The organism is Pseudomonas sp. UTLPPB19802 (assembly GCF_059730225.1).
Map to the genome: position 1 here is coordinate 1100392 of NZ_AP048545.1, position 21217 is coordinate 1121608.

General features: G+C 63.9%; 19 protein-coding genes, 1 other RNA gene and 1 pseudogene. 10 read left to right on the forward strand and 11 right to left on the reverse strand.

All coding sequences use genetic code 11. From position 1 onward, the window contains the following. Window positions 1-37 precede the first annotated feature (37 nt). The 4 genes from AC6I6U_RS04950 to AC6I6U_RS04965 form a co-directional block, all read right to left on the reverse strand. Entirely contained in the window at window positions 38-643 is a 606-nt protein-coding gene (locus AC6I6U_RS04950; RefSeq protein WP_497880926.1) for a 5-formyltetrahydrofolate cyclo-ligase, read from the reverse strand. An 84-nt stretch (window positions 644-727) separates the two neighbouring features. Continuing rightward, window positions 728-906: non-coding RNA, 6S RNA (ssrS, locus tag AC6I6U_RS04955), on the reverse strand. 30 nt (window positions 907-936) lie between these two features. Continuing rightward, window positions 937-1254: a cell division protein ZapA gene (locus AC6I6U_RS04960; RefSeq protein WP_497880927.1), complete on the reverse strand. Its 318-nt coding sequence runs from the start codon at window positions 1252-1254 to the stop codon at window positions 937-939. Further along, window positions 1251-1460: a TIGR02449 family protein gene (locus AC6I6U_RS04965; RefSeq protein WP_010448091.1), complete on the reverse strand. Its 210-nt coding sequence runs from the start codon at window positions 1458-1460 to the stop codon at window positions 1251-1253. Before AC6I6U_RS04965 ends, AC6I6U_RS04960 begins: the two co-directional genes overlap by 4 nt. Before the next feature lie 316 nt (window positions 1461-1776). Between AC6I6U_RS04965 and AC6I6U_RS04970 the strand changes: the two genes are divergently transcribed. The 8 genes from AC6I6U_RS04970 to gcvH all read left to right on the forward strand — a co-directional run bounded on the left by AC6I6U_RS04970 (window position 1777) and on the right by gcvH (window position 11163). Next, window positions 1777-2331 (forward strand): YecA/YgfB family protein, encoded by a 555-nt coding sequence (locus AC6I6U_RS04970; protein ID WP_054058510.1) that lies wholly within the window; start codon window positions 1777-1779, stop codon window positions 2329-2331. Between the two features lie 25 nt (window positions 2332-2356). Next, on the forward strand, window positions 2357-3691 hold the full coding sequence (gene pepP / locus AC6I6U_RS04975; protein WP_497880928.1) for a Xaa-Pro aminopeptidase: 1335 nt from the start codon (window positions 2357-2359) through the stop codon (window positions 3689-3691). Beyond that, window positions 3688-4875: a 2-octaprenyl-6-methoxyphenyl hydroxylase gene (gene ubiH / locus AC6I6U_RS04980; RefSeq protein ID WP_497880929.1), complete on the forward strand. Its 1188-nt coding sequence runs from the start codon at window positions 3688-3690 to the stop codon at window positions 4873-4875. The genes pepP and ubiH overlap by 4 nt, the downstream gene beginning before the upstream one ends. 151 nt (window positions 4876-5026) lie before the next feature. Further along, window positions 5027-6244, forward strand: coding sequence for a 2-octaprenyl-3-methyl-6-methoxy-1,4-benzoquinol hydroxylase (locus AC6I6U_RS04985; RefSeq protein WP_497882987.1), 1218 nt, complete (start codon window positions 5027-5029; stop codon window positions 6242-6244). Between the two features lie 116 nt (window positions 6245-6360). After that, window positions 6361-7362: an extracellular solute-binding protein gene (locus AC6I6U_RS04990; RefSeq protein WP_497880930.1), complete on the forward strand. Its 1002-nt coding sequence runs from the start codon at window positions 6361-6363 to the stop codon at window positions 7360-7362. A gap of 502 nt (window positions 7363-7864) precedes the next feature. Further along, window positions 7865-9481 (forward strand): ABC transporter permease, encoded by a 1617-nt coding sequence (locus AC6I6U_RS04995; protein ID WP_497880931.1) that lies wholly within the window; start codon window positions 7865-7867, stop codon window positions 9479-9481. A gap of 156 nt (window positions 9482-9637) precedes the next feature. Next, entirely contained in the window at window positions 9638-10720 is a 1083-nt protein-coding gene (gene gcvT, locus AC6I6U_RS05000) for a glycine cleavage system aminomethyltransferase GcvT (RefSeq protein ID WP_497880932.1), read from the forward strand. Window positions 10721-10779: 59 nt separating this feature from the next. Beyond that, a complete protein-coding gene (gene gcvH / locus AC6I6U_RS05005; protein WP_497880933.1) occupies window positions 10780-11163 on the forward strand; it encodes a glycine cleavage system protein GcvH in 384 nt (127 codons plus the stop codon). An 85-nt stretch (window positions 11164-11248) separates the two neighbouring features. Here the strand turns inward: gcvH and AC6I6U_RS05010 are convergent, their stop codons facing one another. Then, window positions 11249-12388, reverse strand: coding sequence for a DegT/DnrJ/EryC1/StrS family aminotransferase (locus tag AC6I6U_RS05010; protein WP_497880934.1), 1140 nt, complete (start codon window positions 12386-12388; stop codon window positions 11249-11251). 250 nt (window positions 12389-12638) lie between these two features. On the opposite strand from AC6I6U_RS05010, the gene gcvP reads away from it, so the two are divergent. Continuing rightward, the gene (gene gcvP, locus AC6I6U_RS05015; protein ID WP_497880935.1) at window positions 12639-15512 is read left to right on the forward strand and encodes an aminomethyl-transferring glycine dehydrogenase; all 2874 of its coding nucleotides are present in this window, start codon (window positions 12639-12641) and stop codon (window positions 15510-15512) included. A 74-nt stretch (window positions 15513-15586) separates the two neighbouring features. On the opposite strand, the gene AC6I6U_RS05020 is transcribed toward gcvP, so the two are convergent. From AC6I6U_RS05020 to AC6I6U_RS05030, 3 genes are all read right to left on the reverse strand, one after another. Next, entirely contained in the window at window positions 15587-15904 is a 318-nt protein-coding gene (locus tag AC6I6U_RS05020; RefSeq protein ID WP_497880936.1) for a DUF2388 domain-containing protein, read from the reverse strand. 61 nt (window positions 15905-15965) lie between these two features. Continuing rightward, a complete protein-coding gene (locus tag AC6I6U_RS05025; RefSeq protein WP_497880937.1) occupies window positions 15966-16421 on the reverse strand; it encodes an NfeD family protein in 456 nt (151 codons plus the stop codon). Between the two features lie 10 nt (window positions 16422-16431). Continuing rightward, complete coding sequence (locus tag AC6I6U_RS05030) at window positions 16432-17352, reverse strand: SPFH domain-containing protein (protein ID WP_497880938.1); 921 nt, start codon at window positions 17350-17352, stop codon at window positions 16432-16434. A gap of 156 nt (window positions 17353-17508) precedes the next feature. Between AC6I6U_RS05030 and AC6I6U_RS05035 the strand changes: the two genes are divergently transcribed. Next, the gene (locus tag AC6I6U_RS05035; protein ID WP_497880939.1) at window positions 17509-18537 is read left to right on the forward strand and encodes a hypothetical protein; all 1029 of its coding nucleotides are present in this window, start codon (window positions 17509-17511) and stop codon (window positions 18535-18537) included. A 12-nt stretch (window positions 18538-18549) separates the two neighbouring features. Here AC6I6U_RS05035 and tfpB read toward each other — a convergent pair whose 3' ends face one another. The 3 genes and pseudogenes from tfpB to AC6I6U_RS05050 form a co-directional block, all read right to left on the reverse strand. Then, window positions 18550-20331, reverse strand: coding sequence for a type IV pilus assembly ATPase TfpB (gene tfpB / locus AC6I6U_RS05040; RefSeq protein ID WP_497880940.1), 1782 nt, complete (start codon window positions 20329-20331; stop codon window positions 18550-18552). A 130-nt stretch (window positions 20332-20461) separates the two neighbouring features. Then, a pseudogene (locus tag AC6I6U_RS05045) lies at window positions 20462-20569 on the reverse strand (ACT-like domain-containing protein); the annotation flags it as partial. After that, a complete protein-coding gene (locus AC6I6U_RS05050; RefSeq protein WP_497880941.1) occupies window positions 20550-21203 on the reverse strand; it encodes an SGNH/GDSL hydrolase family protein in 654 nt (217 codons plus the stop codon). The pseudogene AC6I6U_RS05045 and the gene AC6I6U_RS05050, both read right to left, overlap by 20 nt. Window positions 21204-21217: the final 14 nt, after the last annotated feature.

A 21217-nucleotide genomic window follows, 5' to 3' on the forward strand; every position in this document is an offset into this window, starting at 1 on the left:
CGTCGCCATTCGCGTTGACGCCTTTGCTCCAGCCGATTCACCTCGCGATATACCACGCGCTGTCCGTGACCGTTCCCCTTAGTGGCACATCCCAACTGGCCTGGGCCAGCTTTTCGACCTTCTGACATTCATGGGCCAATCCCAGTAGCGTTGGCTTGCGCCAGTTCTGCCGACGTGACTGGTAGGCCAGGCTGCGATCGTAGAATCCGCCGCCCATGCCCAGTCGTCCGCCGAGCGGGTCGAAACCGACCAGCGGCAGCAGCACCAGGTCGAGGGCCCAGACCTTGCGCTGGGCGGCCGGATTGATTCGCGGCTCGAGAATGCGAAAGCGGTTGGGCCGCAGTTTTTCCCCCGGACGAATCCGCTGGAACACCATCTTGGTCCGTGGCCAGGCGCTCAGCACCGGCAGATAGGTGTGCTTGCCGCGCCGCTGGGCTTCGCGCAGCAGCAAGCGTGGATCGATTTCACCATCGGTCGGCAGGTACAGGGAAACATGGCGGGCGCGGCGGAACAGCGGATGTTGCGCCAACTGCCGATACAGGCCGCGAGCGGCCTGGCGTTGCTCGCCGGGCGTGAGGGCGCGGCGGGCCTTGCGCAGCAGTCGACGAAGTTGCGGGCGGGAAAGCGGCGCAGGTTCGGTCATGGATTCGTGCTGTAGGCAATGGAGCAGCCAGAACGGCGGCTCGTGGCGGCGGACGCCGGTATTCACCGACACTGGCCTGGAATCAGGCTCCCCGGATGAACCGCTGTCGACTTAGCCCTTGAACCCGAAAGTTCAAGGTGGAAGGTGCAGTAGGCGTTAAGGCTTTCCGTCTAGCGGACATGCACACCGGCCCAACGTGCAAATTCCAGGGTAGTGCAAATCGGCTCAGGGACATCGTCAACTGGCAAGCACCCCAGGGAGTGATGCCAGTATAACCGAAAGGGCTGTGGGAATCAGCCCTTGGTGGCATCCGAATCGGAAGACAACACCAGATCAACCCGGTCCAGCAGGTCGCGCACCTGTTCGCGGGTCGAGCTGCTGGCCTGCACGTCGGGGCGCTCCTGCTTGTGCAGCAGGTCGTGGGTGATATTCAGCGCGGCCATCACGGCGATGCGATCGGCGCCGATCACCTTGCCGCTGCTGCGGATCTCGCGCATCTTGCCATCGAGGTAGCGAGCGGCGCTGACCAGATTGCTGCGTTCTTCCTGGGGACAGATGATCGAATACTCTTTATCGAGTATTTGCACGGTAACGTTATTGCTTGAACTCATGAGTCTTGCTCCAGGGCCTTGAGGCGCGCAATCATCGATTCAACCTTGCGCCGGGCGATTTCGTTCTTTTCAATAAGGTGTGCGCGCTCCTCGCGCCAGGTCTTTTCCTGAGCTAATAGGAGTCCGTTTTGGCTTTTTAGTTGCTCGACCCGGGTAATCAGCAGTTCGAGTCTGGCCATCAGCGCGTGCAGGTCGTTGTCTTCCATTCATTATCTACTTTGATGTCGACTGAATATGACTGATGAGCGGTAGTGACTGGAGCGCTTGGGGTCTGTACGAAATGTATCTGCGCTCGCCCAGGCTGCGTTGAAAACCGGCTCGGAATGCTCATTTACTCCAGTAAAGTCGTGCGCGACTCCGACCGTTCCTCGCCGGTTTTCGCCTTGCCTGGCCTTCGCTCGAAAACATTTCGTACAGACCCCGGCAAACGAGTTGTGCGCCTTGATGGTCTTGGCGTGTCCCCGAATGCTAGGATACAAGGCCTTCATTCTAGACATTGCGCCGTTCGGCGCCTAGCCGCCCATGCCTATTCAGAATTCCCCCTATAACGCTTTCGCAACCTTGTTGAGCAGCAATGGCCATCCGGTCTCGCCCGCCGAACTGCACGGCCTGCTGCTGGGTCGCAGTTGTGCCGGTGCCGGCTTCGAAGCCGACAGCTGGCTGGTGGACGCCGCCGAACTGCTCGAAGGCGAACCGCAGGACAACGTGCGCAACGCCCTGATCGGCCTGCAGGAAATGGTCAAGGGTGAGTTGACCAGCGACGACATGACGGTTGTCCTGCTGCTGCCGAGCGACGATGCGCCGCTGACCGAGCGTGCCGCGGCACTGGGCCAGTGGTGCCAGGGCTTTCTTGCCGGTTTCGGCCTGACCTACCGCGCCAACGCCCTGAGCATCGAGGCCACCGAGGTGCTGCAGGACCTGGCGGCCATCGCCCAGGTTCAGGACGCCCTGGAAGAGTCCGATGACGGCGAGAACGACTACATGGAGGTCATGGAGTACCTGCGTGTGGCACCGTTGCTGTTGTTCACCGAGGTCAACAAGCCGGCCGAGCCTGCTGCCAAGCCTTCGCTGCACTGAGTCGGAAAGGGAGTTCCATCTGGCCATGATCCATATCCCCAAAGCGGAATACGCTCGGCGTCGCAAGGCGCTGATGGCGCAGATGGAACCCAACAGTATCGCGATCCTGCCAGCGGCTGCGGTGATGATCCGCAACCGCGATGTCGAGCATGTCTATCGCCAGGACAGCGATTTCCAGTATCTCAGCGGCTTCCCCGAGCCCCAGGCGGTGATCGTGCTGATTCCCGGCCGGGCCCACGGCGAGTACGTGCTGTTCTGCCGCGAGCGCAACGCCGAACGCGAACTCTGGGACGGCCTGCGTGCCGGCCAGGAAGGCGCGATGCGCGACTACGGCGCCGACGATGCGTTTCCCATCAATGACATCGACGACATCCTGCCGGGCCTGATCGAAGGGCGCGACCGGGTGTATTCGGCCATGGGCAGCAATCCGGAATTCGACCGCCACGTGATGGACTGGATCAACGTGATCCGCTCCAAGGCGCACCTTGGCGCGCAGCCGCCGAACGAATTCGTTGCCCTGGATCATCTGCTGCACGACATGCGCCTGTATAAATCGGCGGCAGAAGTGAAGGTGATGCGCGAGGCCGCGGCGATTTCGGCCCGCGCCCACATACGTGCGATGCAGGCAGCGCGTGCCGGCCTGCACGAGTTCAGCCTGGAAGCCGAGCTGGACTACGAGTTTCGCAAGGGTGGGGCGAAGATGCCGGCCTACGGCTCGATCGTCGCCGCCGGACGCAACAGCTGCATCCTGCACTACCAGCAGAATGACGCGGTGCTCAAGGAGGGCGACCTGGTGCTGATCGATGCCGGCTGCGAGATCGATTGCTATGCCAGCGATATCACCCGCACCTGGCCAGTCAGTGGCACGTTCTCGCCCGAGCAGAAGGCGATCTACGAACTGGTACTGGCGGCCCAGGAAGCGGCATTCGCCGAGATCGCCCCGGACAAGCACTGGAACCAGGCGCACGAGGCGACCGTGCAGGTGATTACCCGTGGGCTGGTGGAACTGGGACTGCTGGAGGGCGAGGTCGACGAACTGATCGCGACCGAGGCCTACCGGGCCTTCTACATGCATCGCGCTGGCCACTGGCTGGGGATGGATGTGCATGATGTCGGCGACTACAAGGTCGGCGACCAATGGCGCGTGCTGGAAGTCGGCATGGCGCTCACGGTGGAGCCGGGGATCTATATTTCCCCCGACAACCAGAACGTGGCGAAGAAATGGCGCGGCATTGGCGTGCGCATCGAGGACGACGTGGTGGTGACCAAGCAAGGTTGTGAAATCCTGACCGGCGGTGTGCCCAAGACCGTGGCCGAGATCGAGGCCCTGATGGCCGCTGCCCGAGTCACGGCGGCATGAGCCGGGTCAATCTGGCGATCATCGGCGGCGGCCTGGTTGGCGCCAGCCTGGCGCTGACGCTGCAGGCCGGCGCCAGGGCGCGGGGCTGGAAAATTGTGCTGATCGAGCCTTTCGCCCCCGGTGACAGCTATCAGCCGAGTTACGACGCCCGCTCGTCGGCACTGTCCTTCGGCTCCCGGCAGATCTACGAGCGCCTTGGCCTGTGGCAGTCGATTGCCCAGCGCGCCGAGCCGATCAAGCAGATTCACGTGTCCGATCGTGGCCGTTTTTCCACGGCGCGGCTGTCGGCCATCGAAGAGGGCGTACCGGCCCTCGGTTATGTGGTGGAAAACGCCTGGCTCGGCCAATGCCTCTGGCAGGGCCTGGACCGGGACGTGGTCAGCTGGCGCTGCCCGGCCGAGGTGACGCGCCTGCAGCCGCTGGAAGACGGTTATCGCCTGAGCCTCAACGATGACACCGTGCTCGATTGCGACCTGGCGGTGCTGGCCGATGGCGGCCGTTCCGGCCTGCGCGAGCAACTGGGCATCGGCGTGCGCAAGCGGCCGTACAACCAGAGCGCGCTGATTGCCAATATTTCACCGAGCGAAGCCCATCACGGCATGGCCTTCGAGCGTTTCACCGATGAAGGGCCGATGGCCCTGCTGCCGTTGCCGGACAACCGTTGTGCGTTGGTCTGGACCCGGCTCGGGATGGACGCCCAGCGGCTCGCCGAGTTGGACGAACGCAGCTTTCTCAGCGAACTGCAGGGCGTGTTCGGCTATCGCCTCGGCACCCTGAAACAGGTCGGGGCGCGGCATCTGTACCCGTTGACTCTGGTGGAAGCCGAAGAACAGGTCCGCCCGCACCTCGCTGTGCTGGGCAATGCCGCCCATAGCCTGCATCCGATTGCCGGGCAAGGCTTCAACCTGTCCCTGCGCGATGCCCAGGCCCTGGCCGAAGCGTTACTGGCCAGTGACGCGCCGTTGGGCGATTTTGCCACCCTGCGTGGTTACCAGGAACGCCAGCGCCTGGACCAGACGCTGACCGTCGGCTTCTCCGATCGAGTCACCCGACTGTTCGGCAGTGGCCAGCCGCTGGTCGCCCTGGGTCGCAACCTCGGCCTGCTGGGGCTCGACCTGTTGCCGCCGGCCAAGCGCTGGTTCGCTCGCCAGGCCATGGGCCTGGGAACACGCGCCGATGTCTGACCGGCCAACCACTCTACACCCCGTGGGAGCCGGCTTGCTGGCGATAGCTGACGGTGCGGTGCATCTGTCGGACCGCGTTATCGTTGATCGTCAGCAAGCCGGCTCCCACAAGGGACAGGCTCACTTTTTACTACAGGCTTGAAGCATGGAAATGCGCGCAGATGTGCTGATTGTCGGGGCCGGGATGGTGGGTAGTGCCCTGGCCCTGGCGTTGAAAGACAGCGGCCTGCAGGTGCTGCTGCTCGATGGCGGGCCGATGAGCGTCAAGCCCTTCGATCCCCAGGCACCCTTCGAGCCGCGGGTGAGTGCCTTGTCGGCCGCCAGCCAGCGCATTCTCGAACGCCTGGACGTGTGGCCGGGCATTGCCGGCCGGCGTGCCAGTCCCTACCGCGACATGCAGGTGTGGGACGGCAGCGGCACCGGGCAGATCCATTTCTCGGCGGCCAGCGTGCACGCCGAGGTACTCGGGCATATCGTCGAGAACCGGGTGGTCCAGGATGCCTTGCTCGATCGCCTGCACGACTGCGACATGGGCCTGCTGGCCAATGCGCGACTGGAGCAGATGCGCCGTTCCGGCGATGACTGGCTACTGACCCTGGCCGATGGCCGCAAGCTGCGTTCGCCGCTGGTGATTGCCGCCGATGGCGCCAATTCGGCGGTACGTCGGCTGGCGGGTTGCGCCACGCGGGAATGGGATTACATGCATCATGCCATCGTCACCAGCGTGCGCAGCAGCAGGCCGCACCGGATGACCGCCTGGCAGCGTTTTACCGATGACGGTCCGTTGGCCTTCCTGCCGCTGGAGCGTGATGGCCAGCAGGACTGGTGCTCAATTGTCTGGTCGACCACCCCGAGCGAGGCCGAACGCCTGATGGCGCTGGACGAAATGGCTTTCCGTCATGAGCTGGAGCGGGCTTTCGAGGGCCGTCTCGGGGCCGTGCTTGGCGTCGACCCACGGGTTTGCGTGCCGTTGCGCCAGCGTCATGCCAAGCGTTATGTCGCCGAGGGGCTGGCCTTGATCGGCGACGCAGCCCACACCATCCACCCATTGGCCGGGCAGGGCGTGAACCTGGGCTTCCTCGATGCGGCGGTACTGGCCGAGGTGCTGTTGCGAGCGGTCGAGCGTGGCGAGCGGCTGGCGAGCGTGCAGGTACTCAGCCGCTTCGAGCGTCGGCGCATGCCGCACAACCTGGGGCTGATGGCGGCCATGGAAGGCTTCGAGCGGCTGTTCCAGGCCGATCCACTGCCGTTGCGTTGGCTGCGCAACACTGGGCTTAAGATGGTCGAGCAGATGCCCGAGGCCAAGGCACTGTTCGTCCGCCAGGCATTGGGCCTGACCGGCGACCTGCCGGAGCTGGCCAGGGCCTGAAGCGCTTCCAGAGGATCGTGCAACATCTGGTAACGCCTCCGTTCCGACTTCGGTTGAGCGCGTAAATGTGAGTCCTTATCATTTCGCGCTCATTCCGAATACGAAGGAACGCTCCCATGCCGGCACCGAAGCGTCTACTGACAGCCCTGGCCCTGACCTTGATGGCGGGCACCGCCTACGCTGCCGATGAAGTGGTGGTCTATTCCTCGCGGATCGACGAGCTGATTAAGCCGGTGTTCGACGCCTATACCCAGAAAACCGGGGTCAAGGTGAAGTTCATCACCGACAAGGAAGCGCCGCTGATGCAGCGGATCAAGGCCGAGGGCGAGAACGCTACCGCCGACCTGCTGCTGACTGTCGATGCCGGCAACCTCTGGCAGGCCGAGCAGATGGGGATCCTGCAGCCGTTCACTTCGAAGACCATCGACAGCAATATCCCGCTGCAATACCGCTCTTCGGCGCACCAGTGGACCGGCCTGAGCCTGCGCGCGCGGACCCTGGCCTACTCGACCGATCGGGTGAAACCGGCGGACCTGACCACCTACGAAGCGCTGGCCGACAAGCAGTGGGAAGGCCGCCTGTGCCTGCGTACGGCGAAGAAGGTCTACAACCAGTCGCTGACCGCAACGCTGATCGAGGTCCATGGGGCACAGAAGACCGAGGAGATCCTCAAGGGCTGGGTGAACAACCTGTCCACCGATGTGTTCTCCGATGATATCGCGGTGCTTGAGGCGATCAACGCCGGGCAGTGCGACGTCGGTATCGTCAACACCTACTACTACGGGCGTCTGCACAAGCAGAACCCGAGCCTGGCGGTGAAGCTGTTCTGGCCGAACCAGGGCGACCGTGGCGTGCACGTGAACCTGTCGGGTATCGGCCTGACCAAGCATGCCCCGCATCCGGAAGCGGCCAAGGCGCTGGTGGAGTGGATGACCACCGCCGAAGCCCAGCGCATCTTTGCCGATGTGAACCAGGAATTCCCGGCCAACCCGGCGGTGCCGCCGTCGGCGGAAGTGGCGAGCTGGGGCAAGTTCGTCCCTGACGCCCTGCCGGTGGAAATTGCCGGCAAGCGCCAGGCCGAGGCGATCCGCCTGATGGATCGCGCCGGCTGGAACTGAGTTTGAAGTAGCGCCCGGTGGGAGGTTCTTCTGTGTTGAGTGGGCGTGTGTGGCGAGCTGGCTTGTGTGGTGAGTGGTTTTTTGTGGTGCGCTGGCTTGTGTGGTGAGTGGTTTTTTGTGGTGCGCTGGCTTGTGTGGTGAGTGGTTTTTTGTGGTGCGCTGACTTATGGGGTGAGTGTTTTTTGTGGTGTGCTGACTTATGTGGCGAGCGGGCTTGCCCGCGTTCGGCTGCAAGGCAGCCGCAAAATCGGCCATCGCGCTGTATCAGGTAGAACTCGATGGCTGGTTTCAGGGCCGCTTCGCGCCCCAGCGCGGGCAAGCCCGCTCGCCACAAATCGGTTCACCACACAAATCGGTTCGCCACACAAATCGGTTCACCACACAAATCGGTTCACCACACAAACCCGGTTCACCACACAAGCCCGCTCGCCAGATAAGCCCGCTCATCACAGATAGCCCACTGTTCGTTTGATTGCGTTTCTTCTTCGTTTCGAGACCTCCCTTGGCCCATCCCATTCAACGCCGCTGGTATCCGCTGGTCTTCGCCGTCGCCGCCCTGGTGCTGTTGCCGCTGAGCGTGTTGCTGTTGTCCTGGCAGTCGATCGATGCGCAAATCTGGTCCCATCTTTGGGATACCCAGATGCCCCGCCTGTTGGGCAACACCCTGACCCTGGTGGCCGGCGTCGGGGTCGGCGTTACCCTGCTGGGCGTCAGCCTGGCCTGGCTGACCAGTCTCTGCGAGTTCCCCGGTCGACGCTGGCTCGACTGGGCCCTGATGTTGCCCTTTGCCATTCCGGCCTATGTGCTGGCGTTTGTCTTCGTTGGCCTGCTGGATTTCTCCGGGCCGGTACAGACCCTGCTGCGCGAGGTATTCGGCAATGGCCTGCGCCTGCCGCGGGTACGCTCCACCGGCGGGGTAATCCTGGTACTGGTGTTGGTCTTCTACCCGTATGTCTACTTGCTGGCACGCAGTGCGTTCCTGGCCCAGGGCAAGGGTCTGATGGAGGCCGCACGGGTGCTTGGCCAGTCGCCCTGGCAGGCGTTCTGGCGGGTTGCCCTGCCCATGGCGCGCCCGGCCATCGGTGCCGGGGTAGCGTTGGCGTTGATGGAAACCCTGGCGGACTTCGGTGCGGTTTCGGTATTCAACTTCGACACCTTCACCACTGCGATCTACAAGACCTGGTACGGCTTCTTCAGCCTGTCCAGCGCGGCCCAGCTGGCCAGCCTGTTGCTGCTCGCGGTGATGCTGGTGCTCTATGGCGAGCGCCGTGCCCGCGGTGCCAGCCGGACAGGCAGCGAGCGGCCACGGGGCAGTGCGTTGTATCGCCTGCATGGCCTCAAGGCCTGGGCGGCCAGCGGCTGGTGCCTGCTGGTGTTCGCCTGCGCCTTCGTCGTGCCGTTGCTGCAACTGTTGGCGTGGTTCTGGCGACGCGGGCGCTTCGATCTGGACGAGCGCTACACCGGGCTGATCCTGCACACCCTGTACCTCGGCGGCCTGGCCGCGCTGGTGACCGTGGCGGTGGCGATGCTGCTGGCTTTTGCCCGCCGCCAGGCGCCGACCCGGGCAATCCGCAGCGGCGTCAGCCTGGCGAATCTTGGTTACGCGCTACCCGGCTCGGTGCTGGCGGTTTCGATCATGCTGGCCTTCAGTTATCTGGACCGTGAGCTGGTGATCCCGCTGTCGAGCTGGCTGGGCGGCGCTGGCAAGCCCTTGTTGCTGGGCAGTCTTTCGGCCCTGCTGCTGGCGTACCTGGTGCGTTTTATCGCGGTGGCCTACGGGCCGTTGGAAAACAGCCTGGAGCGTATTCGCCCCTCTTTGCCGGAAGCGGCCCGCAGCCTGGGGGTTGGCGGGCCACGACTGTTTTTCAAAGTGTATCTGCCGCTGTTGGTGCCAGGCACCCTGAGTGCGGCGCTGCTGGTGTTTGTCGACGTACTCAAGGAAATGCCCGCGACCCTGCTGATGCGCCCGTTCGGCTGGGACACGCTGGCGGTACGGGTCTTCGAGATGACCAGTGAAGGCGAGTGGGCACGGGCGTCGTTGCCGGCTCTGACCCTGGTGCTGGTCGGCCTGTTGCCGGTGATTGGCCTGATTCGGCGCTCTGCCAGGCAAATCGGTTAGGTGCCAGCTTGGTTCCTTGCGGCTACAATGCGCGGCATTCGGTGCGGTCCGTCTGACAGACCGGGTGCTGGAACACGGCTCAAGGCCCCATTCATAAAGGGCTGAAGCCAGTCCGCCGCCTGTCCGCACCTTCGCCACGCCCGGAAGGAGAAACCCATGGGACAGCGCACGCCTCTGTATGACCTGCACCTCGCCCTCGGCGCGAAGATGGTCGATTTTGGCGGTTGGGATATGCCTCTGCACTACGGCTCGCAAGTCGAGGAACACCATCAGGTGCGCCGCGATTGCGGGGTTTTCGATGTTTCGCACATGACGGTGATCGATATCGCCGGCAGCCAGGCCAAGGCCTGGCTTCAACACCTGCTGGCCAACGATGTCGAACGCCTCGACAGCCCGGGCCGTGCCCTCTACAGCGCGATGCTCAACGAGCAGGGCGGGGTGGTCGACGACATGATCGTCTACCGCACGGATGCCGGTTACCGGCTGGTGGTCAACGCGGCCACCCGCGACCAGGACCTGGCGTGGATGAACGCCCAGCTTGGCGGTTTTGACGTGCAACTGCTGGAACGTCCCGAACTGGCGATGCTGGCGATCCAGGGCCCGCAGGCCCGGCACCGGATCAGCGAACTGGTGAGCCAGTCCCGCAGCCAACTGATCCAGCAGCTCAAACCCTTCGAAGGCCGCAGCGACGGCGACTGGTTCATCGCCCGCACCGGCTACACCGGCGAGGATGGCCTGGAAATCGTGCTGCCGGCGGAGCAGGCTCCGGCGTTCTTCAACGACCTGGTCGGTGCCGGTATTTCGCCAATCGGCCTCGGTGCCCGCGATACCTTGCGGTTGGAAGCCGGCATGAACCTCTACGGCCAGGACATCGACCTGAATGTCTCGCCGCTGGCCGCCAATATGGCCTGGACCATTGCCTGGGAGCCCGCTGGTCGCGACTTCATCGGCCGGGCCGCCCTCGAGGCGGAGAAAGCGGCTGGACCCAGCCTGAAACTGGTCGGCCTGGTACTGGAAGAACGCGGGGTCTTGCGTGCTCACCAGGTGGTTCGTATCGCCGAGGTTGGCGAAGGGGAGATCACCAGTGGTAGTTTCTCTCCTACGCTTAGCAAGTCGATTGCGCTGGCGCGTGTTCCCTCGGCTACGGCCGACCGCGCTGAAGTTGAAATTCGCGGCAAATGGTACCCGGTTCGCGTGGTTAGGCCGACGTTCGTGCGTCATGGCAAAACCCTGGTCTGATCTTACCCTGGCGCGCCTGCATCGCAGGCCGCTGACACTTTTTCTCGAGGACACTGAATATGAGCGATATCCCTGCCGATCTGCGTTTTGCCGAAAGTCATGAATGGGCCCGTCTGGAAGCCGATGGTTCGGTGACCGTGGGTATCAGCGACCACGCTCAGCAGGCCCTGGGTGATGTGGTCTTCGTCGAACTGACGGAAGTCGGCACGGTCTTCGCTGCCGGTGATGCGGCGGGTGTGGTGGAGTCGGTGAAGGCTGCTTCCGATATCTATGCGCCAGTGTCTGGCGAAGTGATCGCGGTGAACGAGGAACTGGCGGATTCGCCGGAGCTGCTCAACGAAGAGCCCTACGCGTCGTGGATCTTCAAGCTCAAGCCAAGTGACAAGTCCGAACTGGACAAGCTGCTGGACGCCGCTGGCTACAAGGCCATCATCGGCGAGTAAATCGGGCGCGAGGCCCCAGGGCCCTTTCGCGGGCAAGTCGGGTCGCCGCACCGACTTGCCCGCGAATACGGCAGGCGCCTCGGTCTCAGCGCGACAGCGCGGCCTTGACCGCGGTCACCGCGCGCTCGACATCGGCCTTGGTGATCACGTTGAACATCGGCAACGAGACGATCAGGCGGCCGACCCGCTCGGCGATCGGGAACATGCCTTCCTTGAAACCGCGGGCGCGGTACAGGCTCAGCAGGTGGATCGCCGGGTAGTGGTAGCCGATGCCGATACCCTGCTGCTTCATGTCCTCCATGAAGGTATCCCGCGCCGGACGGCCGTCCTGGCGTTCAGGCAGCACCAGCTGGAACATGTGCCAGTTGCTGTGGGTGAAGTCCTTCACCGGCAGTTGTGCGCCGTACTTCTCCTCGAAATCGCTGCCCAGGCACTCGAAGTAGTACTCGGCCATCGCGCGACGATGGGCGGTGATCGCATCGATATGGGCGAACTGCCCGAGACCAATGGCTGCCGCCACGTCGGTCATGTTGAACTTGCCACCGAGCACATCCACATCCAGCCCGTCATGGCCGGTACGGGTCACGCCCTGCAGGCGATATTTCTCCGCCAGGCGCGCTTCCTCGGCATTGTTCAGCACCAGGCACCCGCCTTCGGAGGAGGTGATGTTCTTGTTCGCCTGGAAGCTGAACGAGACGAAGTCACCGAGGGCGCCAATCTTCTTGCCGTTCCATTCCGAGCCCAGGGCCTGGGCGGCGTCCTCGACGATACGCAGGTTATGCTTCTTCGCGATACCGTAGAGCCGATCCATGTCCACCGGCAGGCCGGACAGATACACCGGGATGATAGCCCTGGTCCGGGGGGTGATGGCGGCCTCGACCTTGTCCAGGTCGATGTTGCGGGTCACCGGGTCGATGTCGGCGAACACCGGGGTGGCACCGACTTCGATGATCACGTTGGCAGTGGCGACCCAGGAAATCGGCGTGGTGATGACTTCGTCGCCAGGACCGATGCCGGCAATGCGCAGAGCAATTTCCATGGTGCAGGTGCCGGAGTTGAAGGTGCGCACCGGACGTCCGCCGAAGTATTCCGACAACTGGGCTTCAAAGGCCGCCACTTTCGGGCCGCTGGTGATCCAGCCGGAGCGCAGGACTTCGGCCACCGAGGAAATGGTCGCCTCGTCGATGGTGGGTTTGGAGAAGGGCAGGAAAGGCAGTTGGCTCATGGGGTCGTGACGTCCGATGTGAAAGGCCGGGGGAAATGATCCACAGGCGGTAAAGAGTAGACAGCAATGCCGCGATGCAATCGATCATACTGATTTGATGTGAAATTTCGGTGCTTTTTGCTGTCCTGACGCTGAACGAAATGCCTCGCGGCGGTCGGGGTAACGGACTGCTATGCTGCTTGCACAGTGTTCGAAACGCGGTGCCCGCCCGTGTTGCCTCGGGGCCGCGCGCTGCCAGGAGAGAGCCCCAATGTCACAGTTGCCGTCCCTGAGCCAGTTGCGAGATTCCCAGGCCTTTCTGCGCCGTCACCTGGGGCCGGATGCCGACGAGCAACAGGCGATGCTTACGGCCCTCGGGCTGAAAAGCCGTGTCGAGTTGATCGAGCAGACGGTGCCGCCGGCCATTCGTCTCAATCGCAGCCTGGACCTGCCACCGGCCCTGGACGAACCGGCGGCGCTGAAGAAGCTGCGCGGCTATGCCGAACAGAATCAGCTCTGGACCAGCCTGATCGGCATGGGCTACCACGGCACCCTGACCCCAACGGTGATCCTGCGTAACGTGCTGGAAAACCCCGGCTGGTACACCGCCTACACCCCCTATCAGCCGGAAATCGCCCAGGGTCGGCTGGAGGCCCTGCTCAATTTCCAGCAGATGACCATCGACCTGACCGGCCTGGAACTGGCCAACGCCTCCCTGCTCGACGAGGCCACCGCTGCAGCCGAGGCCATGGCCCTGGCGCGGCGGGTGGCGAAGTCGAAAAGCAATCTGTTCTTCGTCGACGAACACTGTCATCCACAGACCATTTCGGTGGTGCGCACCCGTGCCGAGGGCTTCGGTTTCGAGCTGCTGGTCGGCCCTGTGGATAACTTGAGCCAGCATCAGGTGTTCGGGGCATTGCTGCAATATCCGGACACCCATGGCGAGGTCCGGGACTTGCGGCCGTTCATTGAGCAACTGCATGCCCAGCAGGCGCTGGCCTGCGTGGCGGCCGACCTGCTGAGCCTGCTGGTGCTGACGCCGCCCGGTGAACTGGGGGCGGACGTGGTGTTCGGCTCATCCCAACGCTTTGGCGTGCCGATGGGCTACGGCGGGCCGCATGCGGCGTATTTCGCCACCCGCGACGAGTACAAGCGGGCGCTTCCCGGCCGCATCATCGGCGTCTCCCGCGACGCCCGTGGCCACATGGCGCTGCGCATGGCGTTGCAGACCCGTGAACAGCACATCCGCCGGGAGAAGGCCAATTCGAACATCTGCACGGCCCAGGTGCTGCTGGCCAACATCGCCGGTTTCTACGCGGTCTATCACGGGCCCGAGGGATTGCGGCGGATTGCCCAGCGGGTCCACCGACTCACCTGCATCCTCGCCAGTGGCCTGGCGCGCAAGGGCCTCGTGCGACTCAATCAGCACTTCTTCGATACCCTGACCCTCGATGTCGGCGGCACCCAGACGGCGATTCTCGAAAGCGCCCAGGCGGCGCAGGTCAACCTGCGGATTCTTGGGCGCGGCCACCTGGGCCTGAGCCTCGACGAGACCAGCGACGAAAGCACGGTGGCACGGCTGCTGGATATCTTCCTCGGGGTCGATCACGGGCTGGATGTCGCCGAGCTGGACGCCGAGGACCTCGACGCCGGCATCCCCGGGGAGCTGCAGCGGACTTCGACGTACCTGACGCACCCGGTGTTCAACAGCCATCACAGCGAAACCGAGATGCTGCGCTATCTCAAGCAGCTGGAGAACAAGGACCTGGCTCTCAACCAGTCGATGATCCCGCTGGGCTCCTGCACCATGAAGCTCAATGCCAGCAGCGAGATGATTCCCATCACCTGGCCGGAGTTCGCCAACCTGCATCCCTTCGCCCCGCGTGAGCAGGCCGTGGGCTACACGGCGATGATCGATGAGCTGGAGCGCTGGCTTTGCGCAATCACCGGCTTCGATGCGATCTGCATGCAACCCAATTCCGGGGCCCAGGGCGAGTACGCCGGCCTGCTGGCGATCCGCAAATACCACGAGAGCCGCAAGCAGGGCGCGCGCGATATCTGCCTGATTCCGGCCTCGGCCCATGGCACCAACCCGGCGTCTGCGCAGATGGCCGGCATGCAGGTGGTGATCGTCGAATGCGACGATGCCGGCAACGTCGAGCTGGAGGACCTCAAGGCCAAGGCCCGGGCCGCCGGTGATCGGCTGTCCTGCCTGATGGCGACCTACCCCTCGACCCATGGCGTCTACGAGGAAGGCATCCGTGACATCTGCGAAGTTATCCACAGCCATGGTGGCCAGGTGTACATGGATGGCGCCAACCTCAATGCTCAGGTCGGCCTGGCGCGACCTGCGGATATCGGCGCCGATGTCTCGCACATGAACCTGCACAAGACCTTCTGCATTCCCCATGGCGGCGGCGGGCCGGGCATGGGGCCGATCGGCGTGCGAGCGCACCTGGCACCGTTCGTCGCCAACCATCCGGTGGTGCCCATCGACGGGCCGTTACCGCAGAACGGCGCAGTCAGCGCCGCGCCTTGGGGCAGCGCAAGCATCCTGCCGATCAGTTGGATGTACATTGCGATGATGGGGCCGCAACTGGCCGATGCCAGCGAGGTGGCGATTCTGGCGGCGAACTACCTGGCGCAGCAGCTCGGCGGTGCGTTCCCGGTGCTCTACAGCGGACGCAATGGCCGGGTTGCCCATGAATGCATCCTCGACCTGCGCCCGCTCAAGGCCCAGACCGGGATCACCGAGGAGGACGTGGCCAAGCGGCTGATGGACTACGGTTTCCACGCGCCGACCATGTCGTTCCCGGTGCCGGGTACGCTGATGGTCGAGCCGACCGAAAGCGAGTCGAAGGCCGAGCTGGATCGTTTCGTCGAGGCCATGCTGAGCATCCGCGCGGAGATTGCCGAGGTGCAGAGCGGCAACTGGCCAGCCGAGGACAATCCACTCAAGCGTGCGCCCCATACCCTGGCCGACATCACCGAGGGTTGGGACCGTCCCTACGCCATCGATCAGGCAGTCGTTCCTACTCCGCATACCAAGGCCCACAAGTACTGGCCGGCGGTGAATCGGGTGGACAACGTCTACGGCGATCGCAACCTGTTCTGCGCCTGCGTGCCGCTGGAGGACTATCGCTGAGGCGTAACGCCGGGCATAAAAAACGCCGACGGGTTGTCGGCGCTTTTGTTATGCCCGGCGAACAGGCCTACTGATCACTCGTCGACCAGAGCGTTCTTCGCCAGGATCGCGTTGGCCAGTTCCATGTCGCTGGCCTTCAGGCCGGGGTTGTCGGCACGTACTTTCTGCATGGCCGCTTCGAGGTAGGGGCCACGAATGTTGCCATCACTGGCAACGAAGCTACCGGCATCATCCTGGGCAGCAACGATCATCTTGTGATCCTTGAAGGTCAGGTAGGTCGAGCCGGTGGTCGCCCCGGACGAAATGACATTGCGCCAGAAACCGTCGGCCATGGCCGAACCGATGGGGAGGGACAGCAATGCCGCAGTGGCAACAGCATATTTGAGACGCATGATGACTACTCCGCTGGGGTGGTATGTAGCCTTTGATCGCGGCCACCGACACGGAGTTCCGTTACCCTCGCTCAAGTGCCTCGACCTTCAGGACTGCGCCATCCTGGGCAATCACGCGGACCCGCGTCCCGACCTCGGCATCCGGGCCGGTCACCAGCCACACGCCGTCGCCGACCTTGATCTTGCCGCGTCCGCCGCTGATGGCCGAGTGCACCTCGAAGGTCCTGCCGATCAGCTCGTGGCCGCGTTCGTTGAGCCCCGGCTGGTCGCTGACGATGCTGGCGGCGCGCTGGCGCTTCCACCAGAACACGGCGGTCAGCACCGACAGCAGGCCGAACAGCACGAACTGCAGGGTCCATGGCAGGCCGGGGATCACGAAGGTCAGCACACCGACCACTGCTGCTGCGATGCCGACCCACAGCAGGTAGCCGCCAGCGCCAAAGACTTCGAGAATCAGCAGCAGGGTGCCGAAGGCCAACCAGTCCCAGAAGGATAGATGTTGCAGGAATTCCCACATGGCCGCTGCCTCAGGTCTTCTTGCCGTCGAAGGTGGCCTTGACGATTTCGCCGATGCCGCCGACCGCGCCGATGACCTGGCTGGCTTCCAGCGGCATCAGGATCACCTTGCTGTTATTGGCCGATGCCAGCTGGCCGAGGGTTTCGACGTATTTCTGCGCAACGAAGTAGTTCACGGCCTGGACGTTACCGTTGGCGATTGCCGCGGACACTACCTGGGTGGCGCGGGCCTCCGCTTCGGCCTGCCGCTCGCGAGCCTCGGATTCGAGGAAGGCGGCCTGGCGATTGCCCTCGGCTTCGAGAATCTGTGCCTGCTTCTTGCCTTCGGCGGTAAGGATCGCCGAGGCGCGCAGGCCTTCGGCTTCGAGGATCTGTGCGCGCTTGACCCGCTCGGCCTTCATCTGCCCGGACATTGCTGCCATCAGATCGGCGGGCGGGCTGATGTCCTTGATCTCGATCCGGGTGATCTTGATGCCCCACGGCGCGGTGGCTTCATCGACGGTGCGCAGCAGCTTCTCGTTGATGGTGTCGCGCTGGCCGAGCATCGCGTCGAGCTCCATGGAGCCGAGTACGGTACGGATGTTGGTCTGCAGCAGGTTGCGGATGGCATGTTCGAGGTTGTTCACCTCGTAGGCGGCCTGGGCCGTGTTGACTACCTGGAAGAAGCACACGGCGTCGATCTGCACCGTGGCGTTGTCGGAGGTGATGACTTCCTGCGGCGGGATGTCCAGCACGCTTTCCATCACGTTGATCTTGCGGCCGATGCGGTCCATGACCGGGACGATGATATTCAGGCCAGGCTTGAGGGTGGTGGTGTAGCGGCCGAAGCGCTCCACTGTCCACTGATACCCTTGGGGTACGACCTTGAACCCCATGAAGACGATGGCGATGGCCAGGCCGACGAAGAGTAGAAGCACGCTACCGATTTGCATGACGATTCCCTGTGCAAGTGATTATCGAGGTGTCGATAATGAGCTGATTGTAGCGAGTCTCGCCCGATAATAAGTGTGTCATTTGTGTTCACGGCTGTAGGACACAGGGCGTGCTAAGGTGCAGGCCACCGCCTTGGTCACGAGTGCTCAAGTGAGATGATCTTCGGTCCCGATCCGTCCGCCATCCTGTTTATTTTCCTGCTGGCCGCGCTGGGCGTGGTTGGCGCGATCGGGCTGCTGTGGGTACTGGTAGCGCTGTTGTTCGCGCGCACGCGCCGGCATCTGCGGCGCAATCCCTGGCGTTATGGCTGCCTGGTCGTGTTGGGCCTGTTGTTCGCCGGGTTGGGCGGGTCGATGTTGCGCGAGTTCCAGCGTATGGATGCCGAGGCTGAGGCCGAACGCCAGGCGCTGAACCCGCGACTGGAGGCGGAACTGCACCTGGGCGAATTGAGCTTTGCGCCGGGCAGCCAGGCGCATCTGGCCACCTTGGACCCCGAGGACTGGCAGGGAAAACCCCAGGCCCATGGCCTGGAAAGCCTGAAGGCCATCGAGTTGCCAGGGCCCCGGGAGATCCTCGGAATGCCGGTGTCGGCGATCGATTTCTCGCCGGGATACAGCGAGTCGCGCCTGCGTCTGGAGCAGGATCGGGTCGTTCAGGGCTGGTCCTGTGTCGCCGATGAATGGGTGAGTTTCCGGCGCGAGACGCAGGATACCTATCGGCCGAGTCGCTGGCGCTTCAACCAGTGCAACCTGGTGCCTGACGTGCACGTAGCCGGCGTGACCTGGCCTGCGGGCACTGTGCTGAGTGGCGACGGCCAGGGCTGGATGCTGCGGGCCGAAGACGCCGACAACCTCGATATCGCCCTCGATGGCCTGCGCCTGTCTTCGCTACGGATGTACCTCGACAGCCAGCGGCGTATCGAGCGGTGGGACGGACAGCTGGCGCGATCGACCACGCTGGCCGAGTGGCGTTATCCACAGGGGACCCGGGTCCGTGGCGACGAGCGCGGCGCCTGGTTGTTCAGCCCTCTCGGCGAACAGGACGCGGTCAATCAGCGCACGGGCGAGAAGGTGGTCGAGGGCCATTCGATCCTCCAGCGGCGTGGCGATACAACGCCGGTGGCCATCAAGCCCAACAGCGAGGTCGGGGTGATCGACTGGTTCGTCGTCACTCCGGCGCAATGAGTCACTGCTGGCTCAACGCTGCTCGCTCTGGGGCGTGACCCGCAGCACTTCCTCGATGGTGGTCAGCCCCGCCGCGATCTTCTGCGCACCGGACAGGCGCAGGCTGCGCATGCCGTCCTTGAACGCCTGGCGCCGCACCGCCAGCAGATCGGTGTCGGCATGGATCAGCGCCTTGACGCTGTCGCTGAGCAGCATGATCTCGTAGACCCCGGCCCTTCCGCGATAGCCGGTGTCGCGGCATTCCAGGCAGCCGACCGCCTGTTGCGCGCCGCTGGGCAGGGGCGCCTGCCAGGGGCGGGTGAGGGTCTGCCAGTCGTCCTCCGACAGGCTCTGCGGTGCCTTGCAGTGCGGGCATAGCGTGCGTACCAGGCGCTGGGCCATGACCCCGAGTACCGTGGCCTTGATCAGGTAGTGCGGCACGCCCAGCTCGAGCAGGCGGCTGATGGCGCTTGGTGCATCGTTGGTGTGCAGGGTCGACAGCACCAGGTGCCCGGTCAGGGCGGCCTGGATCGCCATCTCGGCGGTTTCCAGGTCGCGGATCTCGCCGATCATGATGATGTCCGGGTCCTGGCGCATCAACGCGCGCACACCGCTGGCGAAGGTCAGGTCGATGTTGTGCTGGACCTGCATCTGGTTGAAGGCCGGCTCGACCATCTCGATCGGGTCCTCGATGGTGCAGAGGTTGACCTCCGGGGTCGCCAGCTTCTTCAGGGTGGTGTACAGCGTGGTGGTCTTGCCGGAACCGGTCGGTCCGGTGACCAGAATGATGCCGTTGGGCTGGCGCGTCATGTCCTGCCAACGGCGCAGGTCCTCGGCGGAGAAACCGAGCTGGTCGAAGTCCTTGAGCAGCACTTCCGGGTCGAAGATCCGCATCACCATTTTCTCGCCGAACGCGGTCGGCAGGGTCGACAGGCGCAGTTCGACTTCGCCGCCGTCCGGGGTCTTGGTCTTGACCCGACCGTCCTGGGGCTTGCGCTTTTCCGCGACGTTCATCCGGCCCAGGCTCTTGAGCCGGCTGACGATCGCCATGGTCACCTGGGGCGGGAACTGGTAGACGTTGTGCAGCACACCGTCGATGCGAAAGCGCACGGTGCCCTGCTCGCGGCGCGGCTCGATATGGATATCGCTGGCGCGCTGCTGGAAGGCGTACTGGAACAGCCAGTCGACGATGTTGACGATGTGCGCGTCGTTGGCGTCCGGTTCCTGGTCGCTGGCGCCAAGGTTCAGCAGTTGTTCGAAGTTGCCCAGGTTGTGGCCTTTCTGGTCGACCATCGTGGCGCCGCTGACCGATTTGGCCAGGCGGAAGAACTCGACGGTGTAACGCTGGATGTCGGTCGGATTGGCCACCACGCGGCGGATCGGCAGCTTGAGCACATGGCTCAGGTCGGCCTCCCAGGCCCTGACGTGGGGCTGGGCACTGGCCACGGTCACACTGTCGCGGTCGACCGCTACGGCGAGGATCTTGTGGCGTTGGGCGAAGGCATAGGACATCAGCGGCATGATCGCGGCGACATCGATCTTCAGCGGGTCGATGCGCAGGTACGGCTGGCCGGCCTGCTGGGCCAGCCACAGGGTCAGGTTTTCCAGGTCCAGCGGCTTGCCGGGGCGGCTCAGGTCGGGCAGGTGCTGGCTGGCGATGAATTCCAGGGGATGCAGTTGGCTGTTCTGCGAGTTGCGCCGGGTGGTCATGGCGTGTTCGGCCGAGTCCTGGCTGATAAAGCCCTGGCTGACCAGTTCACGCAGCAGTTCATTGAGGTCCAGCCAGCGATCCTGGATGAGAGAGGCGACGGGCATGCGGGCTCCTGGTTTGGCAATGGTCCAGACGTAGTCCCTGTCTGACCCCGAAATGCCAAGAATAGTCGCGGGGCTGGCTGGCGTCTGCGCCAATACCGGGTCAAGGCCGGTGCTTTTTATCTGCCCGGACTCAGCCTGCCGCCTGCAATGCCTGTGGCTGGAGGTGTGTCGCCGGTTGCAGTTCCACGGAAAAGACGCTGATCAGGTTGCGCATTTTTTCACCGATGACCTGGGCGCGGCACCTGCAGCAGGGCCTTGACGATGGCATCGCTCCAGGTCCGGTAGCCCGTGAGGGTCAGGTGCTGGCCGTCGATGGTTGCCCATTGGCCCTTGCCGGAAAACTGCAGCGAGTCGATGTAGCGGCAGGGCGCGATGCTCTTGCCAAGGAAGTCCGACATCGTTCGCACCCGCTCGTAGGTCTTGCCGTATTTACCGCCCTCGCTACCCCAGTTCGGTCCGACCCAGAAACACTGGGTGTGGTGGGCGGCGATGGCCTTGACCAGGCTGTTGGTCTGTTGCCAGATCCAGGCCTTGGGGAAGCTCGGCTTGTCGTAGCTGGCCATGGTGTCGCCCATGACGATCACGATGACATCGGGCCTGTCGCTGTCGAGCAGTTCGCCGATCGGACGGGTGCTAGCGTTGTCCAGCATCATGGCCTCGGCGCTGCCTCGGCGCTCGGCACCGCCACAGGGGCTGGGTGTCGCCCTGAGCCAGTCACCGGCGTTGGCCCCGCAGATGCCCAGGGAGTGCACCTGGGCGCCCTGGCGGCTGAGGGCTTCATGCAGCGGGTTGAGCAGGAAGTCGGGGGTCGCCAGGTGGCTGTCGCCGATGATCAGGAAGGTCAGGCCCGCCAGGGCGGATGAAGTGGCCATGCTGCATGCTCCCG

Bases quoted from the DNA above. Each gene is read 5' to 3' on its own strand.
- gcvT (WP_497880932.1), top strand. From the start codon at position 9,638: ATGGGACAGCGCACGCCTCTGTATGACCTGCACCTCGCCCTCGGCGCG.
- AC6I6U_RS04970 (WP_054058510.1), top strand. From the start codon at position 1,777: ATGCCTATTCAGAATTCCCCCTATAACGCTTTCGCAACCTTGTTGAGC.
- AC6I6U_RS05030 (WP_497880938.1), bottom strand. From the start codon at position 17,352: ATGCAAATCGGTAGCGTGCTTCTACTCTTCGTCGGCCTGGCCATCGCC.
- AC6I6U_RS05025 (WP_497880937.1), bottom strand. From the start codon at position 16,421: ATGTGGGAATTCCTGCAACATCTATCCTTCTGGGACTGGTTGGCCTTC.
- AC6I6U_RS04950 (WP_497880926.1), bottom strand. From the start codon at position 643: ATGACCGAACCTGCGCCGCTTTCCCGCCCGCAACTTCGTCGACTGCTG.
- pepP (WP_497880928.1), top strand. From the start codon at position 2,357: ATGATCCATATCCCCAAAGCGGAATACGCTCGGCGTCGCAAGGCGCTG.
- AC6I6U_RS05050 (WP_497880941.1), bottom strand. From the start codon at position 21,203: ATGGCCACTTCATCCGCCCTGGCGGGCCTGACCTTCCTGATCATCGGC.
- AC6I6U_RS04960 (WP_497880927.1), bottom strand. From the start codon at position 1,254: ATGAGTTCAAGCAATAACGTTACCGTGCAAATACTCGATAAAGAGTAT.
- tfpB (WP_497880940.1), bottom strand. From the start codon at position 20,331: ATGCCCGTCGCCTCTCTCATCCAGGATCGCTGGCTGGACCTCAATGAA.
- AC6I6U_RS04965 (WP_010448091.1), bottom strand. From the start codon at position 1,460: ATGGAAGACAACGACCTGCACGCGCTGATGGCCAGACTCGAACTGCTG.
- AC6I6U_RS05035 (WP_497880939.1), top strand. From the start codon at position 17,509: ATGATCTTCGGTCCCGATCCGTCCGCCATCCTGTTTATTTTCCTGCTG.
- gcvH (WP_497880933.1), top strand. From the start codon at position 10,780: ATGAGCGATATCCCTGCCGATCTGCGTTTTGCCGAAAGTCATGAATGG.
- gcvP (WP_497880935.1), top strand. From the start codon at position 12,639: ATGTCACAGTTGCCGTCCCTGAGCCAGTTGCGAGATTCCCAGGCCTTT.
- AC6I6U_RS05020 (WP_497880936.1), bottom strand. From the start codon at position 15,904: ATGCGTCTCAAATATGCTGTTGCCACTGCGGCATTGCTGTCCCTCCCC.
- AC6I6U_RS04990 (WP_497880930.1), top strand. From the start codon at position 6,361: ATGCCGGCACCGAAGCGTCTACTGACAGCCCTGGCCCTGACCTTGATG.
- ubiH (WP_497880929.1), top strand. From the start codon at position 3,688: ATGAGCCGGGTCAATCTGGCGATCATCGGCGGCGGCCTGGTTGGCGCC.
- AC6I6U_RS04985 (WP_497882987.1), top strand. From the start codon at position 5,027: ATGCGCGCAGATGTGCTGATTGTCGGGGCCGGGATGGTGGGTAGTGCC.
- AC6I6U_RS05010 (WP_497880934.1), bottom strand. From the start codon at position 12,388: ATGAGCCAACTGCCTTTCCTGCCCTTCTCCAAACCCACCATCGACGAG.